Annotated in this window: 23 protein-coding genes; 6 read left to right on the forward strand and 17 right to left on the reverse strand. The window is 65.2% G+C overall.

Annotation, left to right across the window (positions count from 1 at the left end; genetic code table 11):
- Positions 1 to 25: 25 nt before the first annotated feature.
- The 6 genes from flhA to J7S20_RS00290 form a co-directional block, all read right to left on the reverse strand.
- A complete protein-coding gene (gene flhA / locus J7S20_RS00265; RefSeq protein ID WP_284052230.1) occupies positions 26 to 2131 on the reverse strand; it encodes a flagellar biosynthesis protein FlhA in 2106 nt (701 codons plus the stop codon).
- Positions 2132 to 2152: 21 nt separating this feature from the next.
- Positions 2153 to 3502 carry a sigma-54-dependent transcriptional regulator gene (locus tag J7S20_RS00270; protein WP_284052231.1) on the reverse strand — a complete coding sequence of 450 codons (1350 nt, stop codon included), beginning with the start codon at positions 3500 to 3502 and terminating at the stop codon, positions 2153 to 2155.
- Entirely contained in the window at positions 3502 to 3858 is a 357-nt protein-coding gene (fliN, locus tag J7S20_RS00275; protein WP_430980909.1) for a flagellar motor switch protein FliN, read from the reverse strand. Before fliN ends, J7S20_RS00270 begins: the two co-directional genes overlap by 1 nt.
- A 17-nt stretch (positions 3859 to 3875) precedes the next feature.
- Entirely contained in the window at positions 3876 to 5414 is a 1539-nt protein-coding gene (fliF, locus tag J7S20_RS00280; protein ID WP_284053365.1) for a flagellar basal-body MS-ring/collar protein FliF, read from the reverse strand.
- A gap of 179 nt (positions 5415 to 5593) precedes the next feature.
- Positions 5594 to 6268, reverse strand: a complete 675-nt coding sequence (locus tag J7S20_RS00285; protein ID WP_284052232.1) for a FliH/SctL family protein — start codon at positions 6266 to 6268, stop codon at positions 5594 to 5596.
- A gap of 13 nt (positions 6269 to 6281) precedes the next feature.
- Positions 6282 to 7316 carry a flagellar motor switch protein FliG gene (locus J7S20_RS00290; protein ID WP_284052233.1) on the reverse strand — a complete coding sequence of 345 codons (1035 nt, stop codon included), beginning with the start codon at positions 7314 to 7316 and terminating at the stop codon, positions 6282 to 6284.
- Positions 7317 to 7421: 105 nt separating this feature from the next.
- Between J7S20_RS00290 and J7S20_RS00295 the strand changes: the two genes are divergently transcribed.
- Together J7S20_RS00295 and J7S20_RS00300 are read left to right on the forward strand one after the other, a co-directional pair.
- Positions 7422 to 10175, forward strand: coding sequence for an NHL repeat-containing protein (locus tag J7S20_RS00295; RefSeq protein ID WP_284052234.1), 2754 nt, complete (start codon positions 7422 to 7424; stop codon positions 10173 to 10175).
- Positions 10176 to 10195: 20 nt separating this feature from the next.
- A complete protein-coding gene (locus tag J7S20_RS00300) occupies positions 10196 to 10615 on the forward strand; it encodes a flagellar basal body protein (protein WP_284052235.1) in 420 nt (139 codons plus the stop codon).
- Positions 10616 to 10696: 81 nt separating this feature from the next.
- On the opposite strand, the gene J7S20_RS00305 is transcribed toward J7S20_RS00300, so the two are convergent.
- Genes J7S20_RS00305 through J7S20_RS00315 form a run of 3 tightly spaced genes read right to left on the reverse strand, consistent with a single transcriptional unit; the run spans position 10697 to position 12518 of the window.
- Positions 10697 to 11119, reverse strand: coding sequence for a hypothetical protein (locus tag J7S20_RS00305; RefSeq protein ID WP_284052236.1), 423 nt, complete (start codon positions 11117 to 11119; stop codon positions 10697 to 10699).
- Entirely contained in the window at positions 11116 to 11409 is a 294-nt protein-coding gene (locus tag J7S20_RS00310; RefSeq protein ID WP_284052237.1) for a rod-binding protein, read from the reverse strand. Before J7S20_RS00310 ends, J7S20_RS00305 begins: the two co-directional genes overlap by 4 nt.
- A complete protein-coding gene (locus J7S20_RS00315; RefSeq protein WP_430980886.1) occupies positions 11409 to 12518 on the reverse strand; it encodes a flagellar basal body P-ring protein FlgI in 1110 nt (369 codons plus the stop codon). The genes J7S20_RS00310 and J7S20_RS00315 overlap by 1 nt, the downstream gene beginning before the upstream one ends.
- Before the next feature lie 131 nt (positions 12519 to 12649).
- On the opposite strand from J7S20_RS00315, the gene J7S20_RS00320 reads away from it, so the two are divergent.
- Positions 12650 to 13015 carry a flagellar assembly protein FliX gene (locus J7S20_RS00320; RefSeq protein ID WP_284052238.1) on the forward strand — a complete coding sequence of 122 codons (366 nt, stop codon included), beginning with the start codon at positions 12650 to 12652 and terminating at the stop codon, positions 13013 to 13015.
- A gap of 51 nt (positions 13016 to 13066) precedes the next feature.
- Here J7S20_RS00320 and flhB read toward each other — a convergent pair whose 3' ends face one another.
- Genes flhB through flgC form a run of 5 tightly spaced genes read right to left on the reverse strand, consistent with a single transcriptional unit; the run spans position 13067 to position 15925 of the window.
- Positions 13067 to 14137, reverse strand: a complete 1071-nt coding sequence (flhB, locus tag J7S20_RS00325) for a flagellar biosynthesis protein FlhB (RefSeq protein ID WP_284052239.1) — start codon at positions 14135 to 14137, stop codon at positions 13067 to 13069.
- Positions 14138 to 14141: 4 nt separating this feature from the next.
- Positions 14142 to 14891: a flagellar biosynthetic protein FliR gene (fliR, locus tag J7S20_RS00330; protein ID WP_284052240.1), complete on the reverse strand. Its 750-nt coding sequence runs from the start codon at positions 14889 to 14891 to the stop codon at positions 14142 to 14144.
- A 5-nt stretch (positions 14892 to 14896) separates the two neighbouring features.
- Positions 14897 to 15160 (reverse strand): flagellar biosynthetic protein FliQ, encoded by a 264-nt coding sequence (locus J7S20_RS00335; protein WP_284052241.1) that lies wholly within the window; start codon positions 15158 to 15160, stop codon positions 14897 to 14899.
- Positions 15161 to 15181: 21 nt separating this feature from the next.
- Entirely contained in the window at positions 15182 to 15505 is a 324-nt protein-coding gene (gene fliE, locus J7S20_RS00340; protein ID WP_284052242.1) for a flagellar hook-basal body complex protein FliE, read from the reverse strand.
- Positions 15506 to 15517: 12 nt separating this feature from the next.
- Positions 15518 to 15925, reverse strand: coding sequence for a flagellar basal body rod protein FlgC (gene flgC, locus J7S20_RS00345; protein WP_284052243.1), 408 nt, complete (start codon positions 15923 to 15925; stop codon positions 15518 to 15520).
- Positions 15926 to 16055: 130 nt separating this feature from the next.
- Here flgC and J7S20_RS00350 point away from each other — a divergent pair, with 130 nt between their 5' ends.
- The 3 genes from J7S20_RS00350 to fliP are packed head-to-tail and all read left to right on the forward strand — an operon-like array spanning position 16056 to position 17472.
- On the forward strand, positions 16056 to 16289 hold the full coding sequence (locus J7S20_RS00350) for a FliM/FliN family flagellar motor switch protein (RefSeq protein WP_284052244.1): 234 nt from the start codon (positions 16056 to 16058) through the stop codon (positions 16287 to 16289).
- A 3-nt stretch (positions 16290 to 16292) separates the two neighbouring features.
- On the forward strand, positions 16293 to 16733 hold the full coding sequence (locus J7S20_RS00355; RefSeq protein WP_284052245.1) for a FliO/MopB family protein: 441 nt from the start codon (positions 16293 to 16295) through the stop codon (positions 16731 to 16733).
- 1 nt (position 16734) lies between these two features.
- Positions 16735 to 17472: a flagellar type III secretion system pore protein FliP gene (fliP, locus tag J7S20_RS00360; RefSeq protein WP_284052246.1), complete on the forward strand. Its 738-nt coding sequence runs from the start codon at positions 16735 to 16737 to the stop codon at positions 17470 to 17472.
- Positions 17473 to 17495: 23 nt separating this feature from the next.
- On the opposite strand, the gene J7S20_RS00365 is transcribed toward fliP, so the two are convergent.
- Genes J7S20_RS00365 through J7S20_RS00375 form a run of 3 tightly spaced genes read right to left on the reverse strand, consistent with a single transcriptional unit; the run spans position 17496 to position 19498 of the window.
- Positions 17496 to 18155, reverse strand: a complete 660-nt coding sequence (locus J7S20_RS00365) for a PilZ domain-containing protein (RefSeq protein WP_284052247.1) — start codon at positions 18153 to 18155, stop codon at positions 17496 to 17498.
- A gap of 16 nt (positions 18156 to 18171) precedes the next feature.
- A complete protein-coding gene (locus tag J7S20_RS00370) occupies positions 18172 to 18627 on the reverse strand; it encodes a hypothetical protein (RefSeq protein WP_284052248.1) in 456 nt (151 codons plus the stop codon).
- A 10-nt stretch (positions 18628 to 18637) separates the two neighbouring features.
- Positions 18638 to 19498, reverse strand: a complete 861-nt coding sequence (locus J7S20_RS00375; RefSeq protein WP_284052249.1) for a flagellar motor protein MotB — start codon at positions 19496 to 19498, stop codon at positions 18638 to 18640.
- Position 19499 lies beyond the last annotated feature (1 nt).

Raw genomic sequence — 19499 nt, forward strand, 5'->3', positions numbered from 1 at the left:
AGCATTATAGAAGCCTGCGCGGTCATCAGGCGGCTTCGAGCGCAGTTTGATTGCCGATGCTGCCGAGCGAGCGAATCCGCGTGCGCGGGTGGATCTCGTTCTGCGACAGGACGACGGTCGCCGGGCGCACGCGCTCGATGATCGAGCGGACGAACGGGCGGATCATCGGATTGACGAGGATGCACGGGATTTCACCCTCTCCGGCAAGCCGGTCGTACAGCTCGCGCACCTGACCGATGAAGTTCTGGAGGCTCGATGGCGCCATGGCGAGATGCCGCTCGTCGCCATCGCCGATGATGCTTTCGGCGAACTCCTGGTCCCAGTGCGCCGACAGCGTCAGGATCGGGATCGCGCCGTCGCGGCTCTGCTGGGCGCTGATCTGGCGGGCAAGCCGTGCGCGGACATGCTCGGTCATCTGCGTCAGATTCTGGGTCAGCGGCGCCGCTTCGGCGATGCCTTCGAGGATCGTCGCCATGTCGCGGATCGACACGCCTTCGGATAGCAGGTTCTGAAGGATGCGCTGCACGCCCGAGATGCTGATCTTCGCAGGTACCAGATCGGCGACGAGCTTTTCGGTATCCTTGTGAACGTCGCTCAGCAGCTTCTGCGTCTCGGTATAGGAGAGCAGGTCGGCGATATTGTCCTTCACCAGCTCGGTCAGGTGCGTGGTGATGATCGTTCCGCAATCGACGACGGTCAGATTGCGCAGCCCGGCCTCGTCGCGCAGTTCGCGGTCGATCCACATCGCGGGCAGGCCGAACACGGGTTCGCGCGTCGCCTCGCCCGGCAGGCCGATATCGCCGCCGCCGGGATTGATGACCATCAGCCGGTCGATGCGAATCTCGCCCGCTGCCGCCTCGGTCTCGCGAATGAAGACGCGGTACTCGTTCGCGCCCAGCGCCATATTGTCGAGGATGCGGACGGCGGGCAGCACGAAGCCGAAATCGGTCGCCATCTGGCGGCGCAGCGCGCGGACCTGATCGTCAAGCCGCGGTTCGGTGTTCGATCCGTTGATGATCGGCAGCAGGCCATATCCGATTTCGACGCGCACTGCGTCGATCGCCAGCGTGTTGGCGATCGGTTCTTCGGTTTCGACGGCGGCCGCTTCCGCTTCCGCCTTCTCTGCCTTGGCGCGCGCCGCCTCGGCCTCTGCCTTGCGGCTGAGCGCCCATGCTCCATAGCCGCACGCACCGGCGAGCGTCGCAAAGGGCAGGAAGGGCAGGCCGGGCATCAGCGCCAGTGCGCCGAGCAACACCGCAACCATGCCGAACGCCTTGGGATAGCGGCCAAGCTGTTCGCTCAGCGCCGTGCCGGTCTTGCCGGCCATGCCGCCCTTCGACACGAGCAGACCCGCCGCGGTCGATACGATCAGCGCCGGAATCTGGCTGACAAGGCCGTCGCCGACGGTCAGCAGCGTATAGGTCTTGAACGCTTCGCCAAATGCCACGCCGTGGATCGCGACGCCGATGACGAGGCCGATCAGCACGTTGATGCCGGTAATCAGCAAGCCAGCGATGGCATCGCCCTTCACGAACTTCGACGCACCGTCCATCGCGCCGAAAAAGCCGCTTTCGGCTTCCAGCTCCTGCCGGCGCGAGCGTGCCTGTTCCTCGCTTATCATGCCGGCGCCCAGATCGGCGTCGATCGCCATCTGCTTGCCGGGCATCGCGTCGAGGCTGAACCGCGCGGCGACTTCGGCGATGCGTCCGGCGCCTTTGGTGATGACGACGAAGTTGATGACGACGAGGATGATGAAGATCGTCAGACCGATCACGGTCTCGCCGCCCATCAGAAACTGGCCGAACGCGGCGATGACGCCGCCCGCGGCGTGCGGACCTTCGTGACCGTGGCCCAGGATCAGGCGGGTGGAGGCAAGGTTCAGGCCGAGCCGCAGCATCGTCGCGATCAGGAGGATCGTCGGGAAGGCCGAAAGCTGGAGCGGCTTTTCGATGAACAGCGCGGTCATCAGGATCATCACCGAAAGGGTGATCGAGAGCGCGAGGCCGAAATCGAGCATCCAGCCGGGCATCGGGAGGATCAGCATCGCGATGATACCGATCACGCCGATGGCGAGCGCGAGGTCGCGATTGGCGCCGATGCGCTGGAGAAGGTCGGTGATCTGCTGCGGCATGATGGGGTGTTCCGGTCAGCGTCAGTGCGAAGGGGCGACGGGGATGCCGGCTTCGACGAAGCTCTTCAGCTTGTTGCGCATCGTGCGCACCGAAATGCCGAGGATCGACGAAGCAGAGGTGCGGTTGCCCTGGCAGCGCTCCAGCGTTTGCAGGATCAGTTCGCGTTCGACATCGGCGACGGTGTGTCCGACAAGGCCCTCGACCGTGATTTCGTCGCTCGCCGTTTCGGCAGGCGCATGTTCGGCGAGCCGCGAACCGTCGGCATGGACAAGGGCATCGGCGCCGATCGTGTCGCTGCGCGAGATCAGCATCGCCCGGTGAACCGTTTCTTCCAGTTCGCGGACATTGCCGGGCCAACGATAGCGCGCGAGGATCGCGAGTGCCTCATCGTCGAAACCGCGGCGGGGCATGTCGTTGGCCGCAGCGAGATGCTCGGCGAAGTGGTGGGCAAGCGCTGCGATGTCTTCGCCGCGTTCGCGCAGCGGCGGCAGGTTGACCTCGGCAAGGCTCAACCGGGCAAGAAGGTCGGCGCGAAAACCGCCATGGGCCACCTGTTCCTTCAAATCGCGCGAAGTGCTTGCGATCAGTCTTGCGGTCAGAACGGACGGTCTTGCGGCGCCCAGCCGGCGGACTTCGCGCTGTTGCAGCGCGCCGAGCAGATCGGCCTGGAGCGTCGGCGACAGCGATTCGATCCCGCGCAGGAAGACGGTGCCGTTCGCCGCTTCCTCCAGACGACCGACACGCGGGGCGACCGCGCCGGCAAAGGCGCCGGCTTCGTGACCGAACAGTTCGGAAGAAAGGATTTCGTGAGCGACACCCTGGCATTCGACGCTGATGAAATGCCCGGTCCGGGTGGAGGCTGCGTGAATCGCGCGCGCCATCACTTCCTTGCCGGTGCCGGGCTCGCCGCGGATCAGGATCGGCGCGGCGGAGGCCGCCATCGACAACCCGAAGCGCGCCGCGCGCGTCATTGCATCGGTCTTGGCGATCATCCGCAGCGGCCGGTGCGCGACCGACATGATCGCCGCGGCGATCAGATCGCGTTGCGGCGGCAGCGGCAGATAGTCGCGGGCGCCGGCGCGCACCGCCGCCACCGCACGGTCGGCGGGGGCGTCGATGCCGCAGGCGATCACGGGCACGCTCATCCGCTCGACACCGAGCCGGGCGATGAAGCCGGCCACGTCGAGCGCGACGTCGATCATCACCAGATCGCCACCGGCGCGGCGAAGCTGTTCGAGCGCTGCGGCCGCGTCATCGGCCATGCACACCTGGGCACCCGTTTCGCGCGCCATTTCGGCGGCCTGGCGGAAGGTGGTGCGCGGCGCGCCGACCAGCAGCATCCGCACCGGGGTGGAAAGCGAACCGGACATCAATCTTCCTGGCGCACGATTTCGGTGAGCGTGACGCCCAGCGCATTGTCGATCATCACGACTTCGCCGCGAGCAATCAGGCGGTTGTTGACGAAGATGTCGACCGGCTCGCCGACCTTGCGGTCGAGTTCGACGACATGGCCGGGCCGCATCTGCATCAGTTCGGCAACCGACATCCGGGCGCGGCCGAGCACTGCCTGAACCTTGACCGGCACGTCGTACACGGCTTCGAGGCCGGCCGGCGCAGCGGGCGCTTCTTCGATCGTCGGCAGGTCTTCAAAGGGCATTGGTTCCGGACCGGCATCGACCGCTTCGGTCGGCAGGGGCGGGGTGATGTCGCCGCTATCCACATCCATGTTCACTGGCGTCTCCATTATGCATTCATCCACTGGCGGATCACCGAGGCGGATTCGGCCGGGCTTCCGGTGATCGCTTCACCGATCTTCTTCAGCGCCGATGCCTTGATGTTTCCTTCGACCTGAGCGAGCGCGATTTCATCGTCGAGCTGCGGTCCTTCGATCGCTGCCTGACCGCCGCCTTCACCCGCTTCGCCGGCTTCACCGGACTGCGGCGTAAGCGTGATCGGCTGGCCGTCCGGCCCGGCGATCAGTCCGGCGGCATCGGCGGGCGCTGCCTTGGGTTTCAGCATGCGCAGCACGATCAGGCCGACGGCGGCGATCAGAAGCAGCTTGCCGATACCGAAGAGCTGATCGACCGGAAGGTTCGACAGCAGGCCGCCTTCGGCATCGGCGATCTCGCCGGGTTGGGCGAAGGCCATGCTTTCGACGATCACGCTGTCGCCGCGATCCGCGTCGTAACCGACGGCGTTTTCGACGAGCCGCGTCAGCCGCTGGGTCTGTTCGGCGGGCAGGTCCTTGTCGCCGCCATCGACCATCACCGCGACTGTCAGCCGCTTGATCTGACCCGGCGTGCGAACGGTGACCGTATGCCGGCTGCTGTTCTGATAGGTCGTGTCCTCGGAATTCTCGTTGCGCGCGCTTTCGCGGGTATCGCCGCCATTGCCGTCGATCTGGCCCTGGCCCTCGGGCAACTGGGCCGCGACGGTCGCACCTTGCGCACCGGCCTGGTTCTCGCGGCTCTGGTCGCCCGATTCCACCGTTACCTGGCGCGCGATGACCTGATTGTCGGGGTCATAGACCTGCGCTTCCTCGCGCGTCTGGTCGCGGTCGATATCGGCGGCGACTTCGGCGCGGACCTTGCCGACGCCGACAATCGGTTCGAGCAGCGATTCGACCTGATGGCGGATCCGGCTTTCGATCGCGACCTTGCGCTCATCGGCCTGGCTCGCGCCGATTTCGCCGACCTCGCCCGCGCGGGCGAGCAAGGCGCCCGTCTGATCGACGATCGAGATCGATTCAGGCGACAGTTCGGGAACCGCGGCGGCGACAAGATAGCGGATCGCCTCGACATTTTCCTGCGACAGGCGGCCGCGCGTCTTGACCGTGACGGCCGCGCTTGCCTTGCGCTTTTCCGCAGCGAACAGCGCGCGTTCGGGCATGACGATATGGACGCGCGCATTGGCGATATTCTGAAGCGTCGCAATCGAGCGGGAGAGTTCACCCTCGATCGCGCGCGTTTCGTTCATCTTCTCGCGCGAGGAGGAGATGCCGAACGGCTGCTGCTCGTCGAGCACTTCATAGCCGATCTTCCCGCCCAGCTGTTCGCCCGCCATGCTCATCCGCAGCTCGGGCAGCCGGTCTTCGGGAGCGAGGATCGCGGTGCCGTCGCCGGACAGTGAGAAGGGGACGTTCTGCGCGCGCAGTTTCTCGGTGATCGACTGGGCAGCCGACGGGTCGAGATCGGTATAGAGATACCCCATCCGATCCGACGACCCGCCGCTCATGGCGACCGCCGCAAGCGCGACCAGCAGCGTGAGAGCGACCCCGCCCATCAGGAGCAGTCGGCGCGGGCCAAGCTGTTCGACGATTTTCCGCAGAGCTTCCAAGGTTGATCCCGATCTGTAGTGGTGGGCGCTGCGGCCCTGGTCTCGGGATCATTATAGGATGGCGGAGGGCGGCAAATTCTGCCGGTGGGAAATTTTTGCCGGGTGAATGTCCGGCAGCGACGATGTCAGCCGTCGCCCCGCTTCAACAGCGGCTCGAGCTCGGTCATCACGGCTGCACGGCGCGCTGCCGCATCCAGCGTGACGCCGCCGCGTTCCCAGACGAGCACCGCATCGCCGGGCGCAACGTTGGGATCGGCCGAAACGCTGAGGAACAAGCGCCGACGGTCGTTCGCCTGACGCGCTTCGACCCTGCGTTCGATATCGTCGAGCAGGTCGGGATGGACGGTGACATGCACTTCCTGACCGCGCGCGACCTGCGACAGCACGCGCCCGATTGCCTCGTCGATCGTCCGGCCCGGCTCCAGGCGCACGGCATGGCCGGCAAGCGTGTCGGCGGCGACGAGTGCGAGTTCGGCAGCATCGCTGGAATATTCGGCGACCAGTTCGTCGCGCTGGTCCGACACCGCTTCGAGCGAGGCCTGGAGCGCATCGAGCGACGACAGGATCGCTGCGTCGCGTTCGGTGCGCGCATGGTCGAGGCCGGCCTCGAACGCCTCGGTGCGCACGCGGGCCAGTTCGTCCTGTTGCGATTGACGAAGCGCGTTCAACTCCGCGCGCAGCGCCTCCACTTCGATCGCGAGATCGCTCGCGTCGGTCTTGCGGCGATATTCGCGCCGCCGCTCGGGCTCCGCAAAGACACGGTCGAAGCCGAACGGCTTTACCTGAAAGCTGGTATCCATCGTCCGCATCGCCTCAATAGATCATCGCTTCGTCGGCCTTCGGATCGACCAGCACAATCTCGCCGCGATCGGCGAGCGACTTGGCGAGGCGGACGAGTTCGGTCTGCGCTTCTTCGCATTCGCGTGCGCGCACCGGCCCCATCGCGGCCATGTCCTCGCGCAGCATCTTCGCCGCACGTTCGGTCATTGCGCCCATGAAGAGCTGCTTCATCTCTTCCGGCGCGCCCTTCAGCGCGAGCGCCATCTGGCGCTTGTCGGCATTCTTCACGACCGCGGCGATCGCCGCCGGCAACAGGTTGGCAAGGTCTTCGAAGGTGAACATCAGCGCGCGGATGCGCTCGGCCGATTCCGGATTGCAGGCATCGAGCGCCGTCAGCATCGATTCCTCGGTCGAACGATCGAGCGCGTTGAAGACATCGGCCATGACCTCGTGCGGATCGCGCTTTTGCGCGCGCGACAGGTTGGTCATGAACTCGCTCTTCAGCGTTTGCTCGATCTCGGCGACGATTTCCTTTTGCACCGGGTCCATCCGCAGCATTCGCTGGATGACGTCGATCGCGAAATCGCCCGGCAGTTCGGAGATCACGCGCGCGGCATGTTCGGGCTTGAGCTTGGACAGGATCACCGCGACCGTCTGCGGATATTCGTTGCGCAGATAGGCAGCGAGCACCGTTTCGCTGACATTGGACAGCTTGTCCCACATCGTGCGGCCCGACGGACCACGGATATCCTCCATGATCTCGCGAACCTTGTCGTCGGGGAGGATGCCGTTGAGCAGCCGCTCGGTCGTTTCATAGGAACCGTGAAGCGAGGCCATGCTCGAAACCTCGCCGGTGAACTGGACGAGCAGATATTCGACGACGGTAGCGGGGAGGCGACCGAGCTGCGAGATGCTCGACGACAATTCCTTGATCTCGTCGGTCGAAAGTTGCTCCCAGATCGGCGCGCCATGCTCCTTGCCAAGCGCAAGCATCAGCGCGGCGGCGCGTTGCGGCCCGCTATATTTCTTGAGCTCGGGCGGTTCGCCGACCGCTGGCATCGTCGTCATTCATGATCTCCCCAGATCCAAAGATTCACGTGCGCACGCCCGCATGCGTGGCTGTTCCTCCTATTATAGGATCAAGAACGACCTGATGGCGGGAATGGACAAGAAGTGAGCCTGAACCTCAACAGCAGCCTGGCAGGGCTAAGCCTGCTCACCGGATCGAACAGCTTCGCGAGTTTCGGTTCGGGCGCGCTCACATTCGAAACACGCGCCGTTCGAGAGGCAAAGGTGGCCTTTTCCACACCTGCCACCACGCCGCCATGGAAGCAGGCGCAGCCGAATACGACACTTTCCGCCCAGGTTTCCGCGATCCGCCGGCTTTCGACGATCATCGACACCAGGGTGGGCGACGGGCAGAAGCTGACGCCCGATGTCGCCACCGCGTTCACGACCTACAAGGCGCTGGACAGTCTGCGCGCGCTGGCCGAAGCGGCGGTCGCAGGGCCGACCGCATCGGTGCGCGAGACGTTGCAGGGCGTGTTTTCGAAAGGCCTGACCGACCTTCAGAACTTTCTTGGCAGCGCAGGCGGCGACAAGCTCGCCATCGCGTTCGATCAGCCGAGCCGCAGCGTCAAATCGGTCGCGATCGACGCGGCAGGGACGATCGGCGAGACGCTGGGCAAGGGCGTCGCCGATGCGCGCGACGCGCCGCTTGCCGCGCTCAGCGGCACCGAACAGTTCGCGATCACGATCAAGCGCGGCACCGCCAGCGATACGATCAACGTCGATCTGGCGGGCGGCCCACAGCCGCCGACGCTCGATTCCGTTTCCGAAGCCATCAACGGTGCGATTGCGGCGGTTCCGCTCCGCAATCCCGACGGCAGCGTCAATCTCGACGCGAATGGCAATCCGGTGCCGCGCTGGCTGGTCCGCTTCGTGCCCGACAAGAGCACCGGAAGCTGGGGCTTCAGGGTCGAGAATCCGGGGCTGGAAGAAGTCTCTATCGACCAGATCGGCGGCAAGGATGCGCTGATGGTCGCCACCGGTCTGACCGGCCTCGACGCGCCGTCCTCGGCCCAGGTGATGCGCATCGACGACCCTGCCGGCGCGGCGACGCGGCGTACCTTGTCGAACATTTCCGCGCTCGACCGGCTGGCGACCGAGCGCGCCGAACTCAACGCGCCCAAATATGCGCCGATCGAGGGCGTGGAGGCAGCGCCGACCGACCGCTTCGCGGCTACATCCGCTCGCGCGATGGCGACCGCTTCGGACGGGTCGAGCTATATCGTCGGCACCACGGCGGGCGATCTCGGCGCCAATCGCGTCGCCGGGTCGCAGGATCTGTTCCTCACCAAGGTCGATAGCGAGGGCAATGTCCTGTGGCAGCGCGAACTCGGTGCGACCGGATCGGCCGAGGGCGCTGCGGTCAGCATCGGGCCGGACGGCCAGGTCGTCGTGGCGGGCACGGTCACCGGCATGTTCGACGGGGACAATGCCGATGGCGACATGCTCGTCGCACGCTTCGACGCCAATGGTGACGAGCTGTCCTCCACGCTGGTGCGCGCGCTTGGCAGCGACACCGCGACAGCGGTCACGGTCGGCGGCGACGGCGCGATCTATGTCGGCGGCAAGACGTCGAGTGGCGGCGGCGATGCATTCATCGCACGGCTGGATGCCGATGGCAGCCTGCGCGAGCGGCGGCGCATCGACAGCGGGGGCGGCGACACGCTGAACGCACTGGCGATCGGGCAAGGCGGCGAACTGCTCGCGCTGACGCGAGAGGGCAGCACCGCGAAGGTGCGCCGGATCGATGCCGCCTCGCTTGCCACCGATCTCGGCGAATTCGCGCTGGGACAGGCCGATGCACGGGCGATTGCGGTTGCAGATGACGGCACCATCGCGGTCGGCGGCGCCGCCTCTGCAGCGTTGAACGGCGGACAGGTCAACAGCATGGCCGGCGGTCGCGACGGGTTCGTGGCGCGTCTTTCGGCCGATCTCGCCAGCGCCGATATTTCCTATGTCGGGACGGGCGGCGACGACCAGATCGACAGCCTCTCCTTTATGAACGGCTCGCTGTATGCCGGCGGGCGAACGACGGGCGATCTCGGCGCGACGCGGCGCGGCGCCGTGGACGGCTTCGTTACCCGTCTCGACGCCGCGACCGGCGCGATCGCGAGCAACCAGCAATTCGGCCTTTCCGCGCATCGTACCGAACCGGTTCGCGTTACTGCGGCGACGGGCGGATCGACCGTGCTCGGCGCGCTTGGCCTGCACAGGGGTGTCGTGACCGACCAGAATTCGGTCAAGCTGACCGCGCAGACCAGCTTGCGCGCAGGAGATCAGTTTTCGATCCGGGTCGACGACGGTGCGGTGCGCCGCATTACGATCGACGCCGACGAGACGCTGACGACGCTGTCGGCAAAGGTGAGCAAGATAACCGGTTCGAAAGCGACGGTAACGACGCCCGGCAGCGATGGGCAGCGCACGCTCAGCATCAGCGCCAAGCCCGGCAGCACGATCGAGTTGATCGCTGGTTCCGAAGGACGCGATGCGCTCGAAAAACTCGGTCTGCCCGCCGCAAAACTGGTTGCGCCGCCGGCCTATGACGTGAACGCGCCCAAGGTGACGCCGGGCGGCAGCTATGGCCTCGATCTCACCCATGCGCTCGACCTGTCGACGAAGGAAGGCGCGGCGCTTGCGCTGAAACGCGTGAAGAGCGCGATTTCGATGACCCAGACGGCGTATCGTTCGCTTTATTGGGACAGCAGCAAGGCGTCGATCGTCAATGGCAGCGCAGGCGGGGCGGGCAGCGTGTCCGCCTATCAGCAGGCGCAGATCGCCCGGTATCAGGATGCACTTACCCGCATCAGCGGCCTGACCGCCTCGTTCAGTACGGGCGGCGGCACAATGTTCGGTTTCTGACTTTTTTGGGGATTGTACGAATGACCGATACCACACCCGCAATCATGCGCGGCATTGGCGTCGCGATGAAGCACCTGTCCGAGCGGCAGCACGTCGTGGCGCAGAATATCGCCAACGGCGATACGCCCGGATACAAGGCGCGAGAGGTTACCGCACCGAGCTTTGCCGGCATGGTCGACGCGGCCGGTGGCCCGCATGTCGCGCGGCCCACGGTACAGATCAGCAGCGCGATGAAGGCGCTTGGCGCGACGCAGCGCACCGGCGGCAACGTCGTGCTCGACGAAAACGTCACGGAAACGAAGCCCGACGGCAACAATGTGACGCTGGAAGAACAGGTGATGAAGCTCGGTTCGATCCAGGCCGACTTCACCGCGCTTACCAATCTGTATCGCAAGCAGATGCAGCTTCTGAAAACCGCGACCGGCCGCGGCAACGGCTGATCCGCTGCGGACAATATAAAAGGGGCGCCGCATCCAGAGCCGGATGCGGCACCCCTTTTTCGTTGGCGGTGGCCAGGCGGATCAGAGCCGCGTGTTCACCGAGATCGGGCTGGAACCGTCGCGCGCGAACAGCGCGCCCGTCGCCTGATAGCTGAGCCCGCGATTACCCGTCAGGCGCTTGGCCTCGGCCGATACCGCGTCGATCATTTCGTTCGACAGGCTGAGCTGCCGGTCGAGCACCCCCGCATTGACGATCGCTGCATCGCGCAGCGCGGCCATCGCGTCGCTGAGCGCTGTGCTGTCGGCTTCGTCGAGCTTCGTCACCCAATCGGCCGATTCACGGTTCAGCCGTGCGACTTCGGTTTCCAGCCGTGCGACGAGGCGCGTTTTGGCCGCGGCGATTTCGGCATGGTCGGTATGGCGTCCGCGACCCGTCAGTTCGTTGCTTTCCTCTTCCATCAGCGCGGCCAGCGAGCGCGCGGTGTCGAGCATCTCTTCGATCATTGCGATCCTCCCTGCATCCGTATCATCTGTTCCATGACGTTCGGTGCGAGCCCGATGCCGCCGCGGCGGGCAATCTCTCCACCGAGTTTTTCGGCGAGCATCCCGCGAAACATCTCTTCGCCGTGCCCGCCCGAAAACTGGTCTCCCATATCGACGCTTTCGAGCATCAGCTTGGACATCTCGCCAAGGAAGACGGCTTCGAATTCCTGCGCGGTGCGACCGATATCGGCCTTTGCGGTGGGCAGTTGCGGTCCTTGCGGCAGCGCGCCCGGCGGGGTGATGCGATCCATTATTGTACCTCGATATCTGCCTGAAGCGCGCCGGCACCCTTCAGCGCCTGAAGAATGGTGATGAGGTCGCGCGGGCTGACGCCCAGGCTGTTCAGGCCGCCGACGAGCGTCTTGAGCGTTGCGCCCTGGTCGAGCATGGCGAGCGATGCGCCGTTGCCGTCATCGACTGCAATCTGCGTTCGCGGCAGCACCTTGGTCTGGCCGGCCCGCGCGAACGGCGCGGGTTGCGAAGCGATCGGACTTTCCGAAACGCTGATCGTAAGGCCGCCCTGCGCGATGGCGACGGGGCTGATCTTCACATCGGCGCTCATCACGACGGTACCGGCCGCTTCGTTGACGACAATGCGCGCAGGCTGATCGACCGCGACCGAAATATTCTCGATCTGCGGCAGCAACTCGACGAGCGAACCCTGATAGGCGCCGCGCGGGGCGATTTCGACGGTGGCCGGGTCCAGCATCCGCGCCACGCCCGAAAAGCGCTGGTTGATCGCGCTGGCGATACGCTGCGCGGTCGTGAAGTCGGGGTTCTTGAGCGCGAGCTTGAGCGTCGTTGCGGAGGCCAGGGCATAGGGCACTTCGCGTTCGACGATGGCGCCGCCCGCGATCCGTGCCGAGGTGGAGACGCCGCGGCTGATATTGGCGGCGGCGCCCTGGGCCTTGAAGCCGGAGACGGCGACCGGCCCTTGCGCGACTGCGTAGATCTCTCCGTCGAGAGCGCGCAGCGGCGATACGAGCAGCGTGCCGCCCTGCAGACTGGTTGCATCGCCCAGCGCAGATACCTGCACGTCGATGCGCGAGCCCGACCGGGCAAAGGCCGGCATGGTGGCGGTGATCGACACGGCGGCGACGTTCTTCGTGCGCAACTGCGTGTCGCGTACGCTCACGCCCATGCGCTCGAGCATCGCCTGCATCGATTCCTCGGTGAAGGGGACGTTGCGGATACGGTCGCCGGTGCCGGCAAGGCCGACAACTAGGCCATAGCCGACAAGCTGGTTCGGCCGGACATTCTCGACATCGACAATGTCCTTGATGCGCGAATTGGCCTGTGCCGGCTGCGTGCCGACCGCGATCAGCGCCATGAGCGCCGCTATCAGAACGGTGATGCGCATATTCTCCCTCTCTTCTGCGCAACGGGTCTATTTTTGTCTTATAGGATAAGAAGAGGGTGCAGATTGGCGCCCGGCAGGAGTTTATCGTGCAAATCGGCGCGCTACCGCCTGTCCCCCGCATTCTTGCGGCGATGGCTGTGAAGACCGACCCGTTCGCGGGCGGTGAGGAACAGGCCGCGCCTGCTCCGGTGCCGCAACCGACCGCGCAACCGGGCCAGCCGCTCGGTTCGCTTCAGATGCTTGTAACGCTTGCCGCGATCGACCCCGAAAAGGAGCGCCGCCGCCAGATGGCTGAAAATGGGAAACGCGGCCTCGACCAGCTCGAGGCGCTGCACGCCGAACTGGTTGCGGGTCAGCTGACGCCGCAGCGGCTGGAGCAGCTCGCCGACTGGGTCCGCCAGGCCGAGACACCGGCCGATCCGGTGCTTGCCGGCATCATGTCCGAAATCGAACTGCGCGTCCGCGTGGAACTGGCGAAGCTCGACATCGAAATCTGAGGCGAACCTGCCTTTTTCAGCGTCAGCAAGGGCCGGACGATCCGCTCGTCTCTAGCGCTTCTGGCGTGCCAGTCGCATGACATAACCGATGATTTCCGCGACCGCCGAATAATGTTCGGTGGGGATCGGCTTGTCGAGATCGGCACTGGCGTAGAGCGCACGCGCAAGCGGCGGGCTTTCGATCACCGGAATGCCGGCACCGGTCGCGATTTCGCGGATCTTGAAAGCGACGGCATCGACACCCTTCGCCACGACGGTCGGCGCTGCCATCTGGCCATGGTCATATTTCAGTGCGACCGCATAGTGGGTCGGGTTGGTGATGACGACGCTCGCTTCGGGCACCTTGGACATCATACGCCTTTTGGCGCGCTCCATGCCGATCGAGCGCACCTTCGCCTTGATCTTCGGATCACCCTCGGCCTCCTTGTGCTCGTCGCGGATTTCCTGAAGCGACATGCGCATCTTCTTGAGGAATGCGCGGCGCTGATAGACGAAATCGAACAGTGCCAGCGCCGCGACGAGCAGCGTGGCGGCCTTCACCATCATGAAGACCAGGCTTGCGACCATCGCTCCGACCGAACCGACCGGCGCGCCGACCAGCGTCTCGATCCCGCGCGCGCGCGGCCAGATGACGATCAGGACGACACAACTGATGAGCGCGAACTTGGCGAGCGTCTTCGCGAACTCGACAAAGGCCTGTTTGCCGAACAGGCGCTTGGCGCCAGCCATCGGCGACAACTTGTTCCATTTGAGCTTGAGCCGCGACCAGGCGAGGGTGGGGCGGCCCTGCAGGAACATCGTCAGCAGCGCGAAGAATACGAGCAGCAGCAGGAGCGGCCCGATCGCGAGCGCAACCTGACCCATCAGGGTGGAGGCGAAAAGCTGAGCGCCGCCGCCGGTGCGCAGCGAAAAGTCGTCGGCATCGCCCCACAGCTTCACGAACAGCGTCAGCATGCGAGAGATGGTCCATGCCCCCATCCCGCCGGTAACCACCACGGCGGCCACGAACATGCTCGCATGCCGCATCTCGGGGGCACTGGCGACATCGCCCTTTTCCCGCGCGTCGGAGAGCTTTTTGTCGGTTGGGTCGTGTGTCTTTTCGCTGTCGTCGCTATCGGCCATCGCGTCAGCTCCAGCCGCTCTGCATCCAGCCCGTCATCGCATCGGCAAAGCCGGTCAGCACCGCGCCGATAATCGTCGCAAACAGCGCGAGGCCAAGCAGGATGTTCAGCGGTTGTGCGATGAAGAAGACCTGGATCGTCGGCGCAAGACGGGCCGACAGCCCCAGCGCGACGTTGAACACGATGCCGTACACGATCAGCGGCGCCGCCAGGCTTACGCCCAGCGCCATCGCGCGCGTGACCGTGGCAACGGCAAGCTTGGCGAAATCGTCGGCCGGAGGAAGACCGCCGACCGGAAAGACATTGTAGCTGTTGACCATCGCCGCGATCCACAGATGGTGCACGCCCATTGCCAGGCACACCACGACGGCGGCCACGCTCACGACCTTGGCCATCACCGGCACCTGTCCGCCCAGCCCGGCATCGGGCACGACGGCCGAGGTCAGGCCGGTCTGCAGGCTCATCACCGATCCGGCAATGGTGATGGCGAGGAACATGATCCGCACCATCATGCCAAGCGCCAGCCCGGTCGCGAGTTCTGCCACCACCGTGGCGGCGAGCTTGGCGTCGCTGCCGACCTCGGGCACCTGCGGGCCGAGCAGGCCGTACAGCCCGAGCGAAAGCCCGAGCGCGATGAGCAGACGGATCTGGCCCGGTACCGCATCGTCCGAAAAGACGGGCAGCATCATCAGTACCGCGCCCAATCGTGCGAACACGATCAGGAAGCTCGATGCCTGGGCGGGAAGGTCGGCCACGCCGGTCAGCCGGTCACGATCTTGTCGCTGATCTGCGTCATGAAATGCGACATCGCGTCGCCGATCATCGGCAGGCAGAGCAGCAGGACGAAGCCCATGACCATCAGCTTCGGCACGAAGGTCAGAGTCATTTCCTGAATCTGGGTGAGCGCCTGAAACAGGCCGATCGCCACGCCGATGATAAGCGACGTTATCAGCATCGGGCCGGCGATCGTCAGGATCAGGATCAGCGCGGCATGCGCGATCTCGATGGCGTCGGTGGCGTTCATGGGATGTGTCCGGTGGCGCCGTCAGATCTGCATGCGCATGATTTCGCCATAGGCGCTGACCACCCGGTCACGCACGGCGACAACGGTGTCGAGCGCGGTCTCGGCAGCGCCGATGGCGGTCACGACGTCGATCAGATCGCCCTTGCCGGCGACCTGCTTGATGCTCGCCTGTTCCGCACTGTGCAGCTTTCCGGCAGTGTCGGAGACGAGGTTGGATACCATCTCGCCAAAGCCGCCGGCGGCTTCGCCGTCGCCCGCGGGCGAGAGGCCGGACGGCTTCGAGGACGCAACACCGCCGATGGCGCGACCATAGGCGGCCGTCGCGTCGAAAGCACCGATAGACATCTGGAAGTTTCCTTATTTGAGCAGGTCGATGGTGCGCATCGTCAGGCTGCGTGCAGCCTCGATGGCATTCAGATTGGCTTCGTAGGAACGCTGCGCCGATTTCATGTCGGCCGTTTCGATGAGCGAGTTGACGTTGGGCATCTTCACATAGCCTTCGGCATCTGCGGCCGGATTGCCGGGCTGATAGACGCGCGGCAGGTCCGACTGGTCCTCGCGGACGCCGGTCACCTTTACGCTGGTTCCACCGGTTGCACGGTCGACCTCGGCCTTGAACGTCGTCACCTGGCGCCGATAGGGATCGCCGCCGGGCGTTTCCGAAACCGAATCCGCATTGGCGAGGTTTTCCGCGATTACCCGCATGCGCAGCGACTGCGCGCGCAGGCCCGAGGCGGAGATATCAACCGAAGTCTTCAGGTCCATCTTCGTCAGTTTCCCATTGCCGAGCCGCGGTTGGCGGCGCCGTTTTCTCTCTCATAGGAAAATTTTGCCTAGTGGCGGCCGGGGCAGGGACTTTTCTTCCTAGGATGGATGCGAGGGAGAAATTGTTGCCATGTCCGTACTCAACGATATCCAGGTCGACTGCACCATCATGCTGGGATCGACCACGCTGCCGATCCGCGAAGTGCTCAAGATGAGCCGCGGCGCGATGATTCCGCTCGACTGCAAGGAAGACGATCCCACGCTGGTTTTCGTCAACGGCCGGGTGGTCGCCAAGGGGCAGATCCGCGTCGCCGGCGACAAGATGTCGCTGCAGGTCGACGACGTCGTTCGCCGGGAAGGCTGAGAAGTGGAAGCACTGGCTATCATTCGCACGCTGGGCGCGCTCACCATCGTGCTCGGCCTGCTGGCCGGCGCGCTGTGGGTGGTGCGCCGCTATGACCTGCGCCTGCCTGGACGCGTGGGCGGTCATTCGGGCCGCCGGCTCGAACTGGTCGAACGGCTGGGCATCGACCAGCGCCGTTCCGCGGTGCTCCTGCGCCGCGATGGTCGCGAACACCTTATCATCCTGTCGCCGGAAGGGCATCTGATGGTCGAAACCGTTGACCACGCTTCCACCGAACCGGCGGAAGCGATGCCCGAAACTGAATTCGCCGAGATGGTCGAAACCGATATGGCCGAGGCAACAGCCGAACCGCGCAGCTTCGCCGACTTCGTCGATGCGGTGCTCGATCGGTCGGGCGTGTCGCTGCCGTCCTGGTTCAACCGCCTGCTCAAACGGAACGCCTGACATGAAACCCGTTCACCTGTTGCGCGTCGCTGCGGTCGCGGGCCTTCTGCTGATGCCCGCCGAGGCGCTGGCACAGAGCGCGACCTTCGACCTTGGCGGCGATGGTTCGCTGTCGGGACGCGTCATCCAGCTCGTGCTGATGCTGACGGTGCTCAGCCTTGCGCCGGGCATATTGATGACGGTCACATCGTTCACGCGGATCGTGGTGGCGCTGTCGCTGCTGCGCACCGGCATCGGTGCGCCCGGCGTGCCGCCGAATCCGGTCATCATCAGCCTGGCGCTGTTCCTGTCGTTCTTCGTCATGGCGCCGACCTTCGAAAAGGCGTGGGATCAGGGCGTTACCCCCTACACCGCGGGCAAGATCAGCGAGGAACAGGCGTTCGAACGCACTGCGGCGCCTTTCCGTACGTTCATGCTGGGCCAGGTCAATGAAAGCGATCTCGGCCTGTTCGTAGAGCTGTCGGGCAAGCCGGCGGCGAGCCGGAACGACCTGCCGCTTTCGACGCTGGTCCCGGCCTTCATGATCTCCGAACTGCGCCGCGCGTTCGAAATCGGCTTCCTGCTGCTCCTGCCTTTCCTGGTGATCGACCTGGCGGTGTCGGCGGTGCTGATGGCGATGGGCATGATGATGTTGCCGCCACCGACAATATCCTTGCCGATGAAGATCATATTCTTCGTGCTGGTCGATGGCTGGGCGCTGGTCGCCGGGTCGCTGGTCAGGAGCTTCGGGGGAGGCTGACACGCCGCCCCCGAAGGAAACGATTACTGCGCGCTATCGTCCTCGGCGAAGCGGACCGCCTGATCGTCGAGCCACGGCGCAAGCGATGCGAAGCCGAGCTTTTCGGTAAAGAAGATGCCCGCACTGTCTTCATCCGCCCAGCGAATGGTGCCGTGGCAGCGAGGCAGTCCAGGGATCGCGAGGTGACATTCGCTTCCCTGAGGCAGCGCCGCCGAGGTGCCGAGGCGCACTCCGCCGGGAGAGATGTCGAACACGCGGACATCGTGCCTTTTGCCCTCGATCGTCAGGACGGCGCGCGTGCGCGTGGCGAAGCGGGGCGCGCGAATAGAAACATTGCGCGCCAGCGGCAGCACCGGAGGGCGCAACAGCGAACGGCTGTCGATGGGCGCGGAAAACTTGATACCCGCGGTCGTGCCGCTGGCCCATGCGACATGGCCGCGCACCGGGCTTTCGTTGCGCGCAGCAACCTCGACGCGCTGGCCGACCTTCAGCGGGGAAAAGGTTTCGATCTGCATGCCGCCTGACGAGACGTTGCGGATGCGGCAGATGCCGTCGCCGCGATCGGTGCGCAAACGGCCGAGCAGGAACAGCGTGACCGTACGGGCCGCGCGGTCGCGCGGCTCGGTACCCGCGTCGCCCTGGCTGACGGAACGGGCTTCCTGATTATGTTCGGTGTGGAGCATGGTTCTGTCCTCAGTCTTATGCTGGCGTGGCTTGTGCGATGGCGATGGCCGATACGGCGCCTTTCCCGAAGGCGGCATCGGCTGCTTGCCGAACGACGTTGCGAAAGACCTCGAGCGTTGGAAGCGTGCCGTCGGGGCCGCTCGCCATCGGCTGGCGATAGGTTCGCATATTGATTTCGTGCCGCAGCAGCGGCAGCCGCGCTGAGATGTCGTCGGCGCGGTCGGCAGGAACTTCCAGCGCCAGCTGGAACGACACATAGCCGGCGAGCCGCTCTCCGTCGGGAAGGACGAGCGGCGCCAGAACATTATCGACATCGACAAATGTCGTCGGCTCGGCATCCTCGTGCCCTGCGGCGCCCGCGGCAGGTGGCGGGCCGAGAAGAATCGTGGTCGCATAGGCAGCGCCGCCGCCTACGCCTATGCCGCCGGCGAGAAGCGCGAGCGGGACGAGAAGTTTCTTTACCGATGGCATGGCGGACTCCTCAAAAGCGGAAACTCGTATCGGGGGGCAGGGCCGATCCGGCGGCCTGAAGCACGATCGTGATGCGGCGATTTTCCGGCCGGTTCGGCTGGTCCGGATAAACAGGCTGCGTGCCCGCCATTGCGATCACCTGCGTGAAGCGATCGGGCGAAAGCCCCGCTGCGATCATCGCGTTGCGCGCGGCCTGGGCCCGGTCGCCGGACAATTTCCAATTGGCATCGCTCAGGCCCCCGCGCGCGTCGGTATGGCCCTCGATCGCGATCTGAACACCGCTGTCGGAAACCTTGCGCGCGATCCGCGACAGGAGCGTGATCGCAAAGGGATTGAGCTTCGCGGTACCGCTGTGGAACATCGCGCGCTTGGCGGTGTCCATCAGGCTGATGCTGAGCGTATCGTCCTTTTCCTGCACATCGACGTTGTTCGATGCGTCATCCTTTGCCCGCACGGTGTCGAGATCGATGCGAAGTTCCTGCGCCAGTACGCGCAAGGCCGCGTCGGGCACCGTCGCGGTGCCGCCGCGCGCTGCGCCTGCGGTCGCCGCTTCCATCGCTGGCGTGCCGGTGGCGGAGCGGCTGTTCGACTGGGCGTTGCGGCTGTTGCCGGCGCTTGCCGCGCCCGCCATCGTCTGCGCCGCGCCGATGGCGCTCGAGCTGCTGGGATCGGCTGGAGAGAAATATTCGGCCAGCCCCTTGAGCATCTGCTTGTCGGGATTCGAAATAAGCCAGAGCAGCATGAAGAACGCCATCATCGCGGTGACGAAGTCGGCATAGGCGACCTTCCACGCACCGCCGTGATGGCCGCCGCCGACGACCTTTTTCACGCGCCGGATGACGATCGGGCGTTCGGCGTTCTCCAGCGGCATT

This window comes from Stakelama marina (genome assembly GCF_018122655.1).
In the GTDB taxonomy this organism is placed as follows: Bacteria; Pseudomonadota; Alphaproteobacteria; order Sphingomonadales; family Sphingomonadaceae; genus Sphingomonas; species Sphingomonas marina.

Coding starts and splice junctions, on each gene's coding strand:
- J7S20_RS00365 (WP_284052247.1), bottom strand. CDS start 18,155: ATGCTCCACACCGAACATAATCAGGAAGCCCGTTCCGTCAGCCAGGGC.
- J7S20_RS00270 (WP_284052231.1), bottom strand. CDS start 3,502: ATGTCCGGTTCGCTTTCCACCCCGGTGCGGATGCTGCTGGTCGGCGCG.
- J7S20_RS00290 (WP_284052233.1), bottom strand. CDS start 7,316: ATGACGACGATGCCAGCGGTCGGCGAACCGCCCGAGCTCAAGAAATAT.
- fliF (WP_284053365.1), bottom strand. CDS start 5,414: ATGGGCGGGGTCGCTCTCACGCTGCTGGTCGCGCTTGCGGCGGTCGCC.
- fliN (WP_430980909.1), bottom strand. CDS start 3,858: ATGGATGTGGATAGCGGCGACATCACCCCGCCCCTGCCGACCGAAGCG.
- J7S20_RS00305 (WP_284052236.1), bottom strand. CDS start 11,119: ATGATCGAAGAGATGCTCGACACCGCGCGCTCGCTGGCCGCGCTGATG.
- fliE (WP_284052242.1), bottom strand. CDS start 15,505: ATGTCTATCGGTGCTTTCGACGCGACGGCCGCCTATGGTCGCGCCATC.
- J7S20_RS00370 (WP_284052248.1), bottom strand. CDS start 18,627: ATGCCATCGGTAAAGAAACTTCTCGTCCCGCTCGCGCTTCTCGCCGGC.
- J7S20_RS00335 (WP_284052241.1), bottom strand. CDS start 15,160: ATGAACGCCACCGACGCCATCGAGATCGCGCATGCCGCGCTGATCCTG.
- flhB (WP_284052239.1), bottom strand. CDS start 14,137: ATGGCCGATAGCGACGACAGCGAAAAGACACACGACCCAACCGACAAA.
- J7S20_RS00375 (WP_284052249.1), bottom strand. CDS start 19,498: ATGCCGCTGGAGAACGCCGAACGCCCGATCGTCATCCGGCGCGTGAAA.
- J7S20_RS00350 (WP_284052244.1), top strand. CDS start 16,056: ATGTCCGTACTCAACGATATCCAGGTCGACTGCACCATCATGCTGGGA.
- flgC (WP_284052243.1), bottom strand. CDS start 15,925: ATGGACCTGAAGACTTCGGTTGATATCTCCGCCTCGGGCCTGCGCGCG.
- J7S20_RS00310 (WP_284052237.1), bottom strand. CDS start 11,409: ATGGATCGCATCACCCCGCCGGGCGCGCTGCCGCAAGGACCGCAACTG.
- flhA (WP_284052230.1), bottom strand. CDS start 2,131: ATGCCGCAGCAGATCACCGACCTTCTCCAGCGCATCGGCGCCAATCGC.
- J7S20_RS00285 (WP_284052232.1), bottom strand. CDS start 6,268: ATGGATACCAGCTTTCAGGTAAAGCCGTTCGGCTTCGACCGTGTCTTT.
- J7S20_RS00300 (WP_284052235.1), top strand. CDS start 10,196: ATGACCGATACCACACCCGCAATCATGCGCGGCATTGGCGTCGCGATG.
- J7S20_RS00320 (WP_284052238.1), top strand. CDS start 12,650: ATGGCTGTGAAGACCGACCCGTTCGCGGGCGGTGAGGAACAGGCCGCG.
- fliP (WP_284052246.1), top strand. CDS start 16,735: ATGAAACCCGTTCACCTGTTGCGCGTCGCTGCGGTCGCGGGCCTTCTG.
- J7S20_RS00315 (WP_430980886.1), bottom strand. CDS start 12,518: ATGCGCATCACCGTTCTGATAGCGGCGCTCATGGCGCTGATCGCGGTC.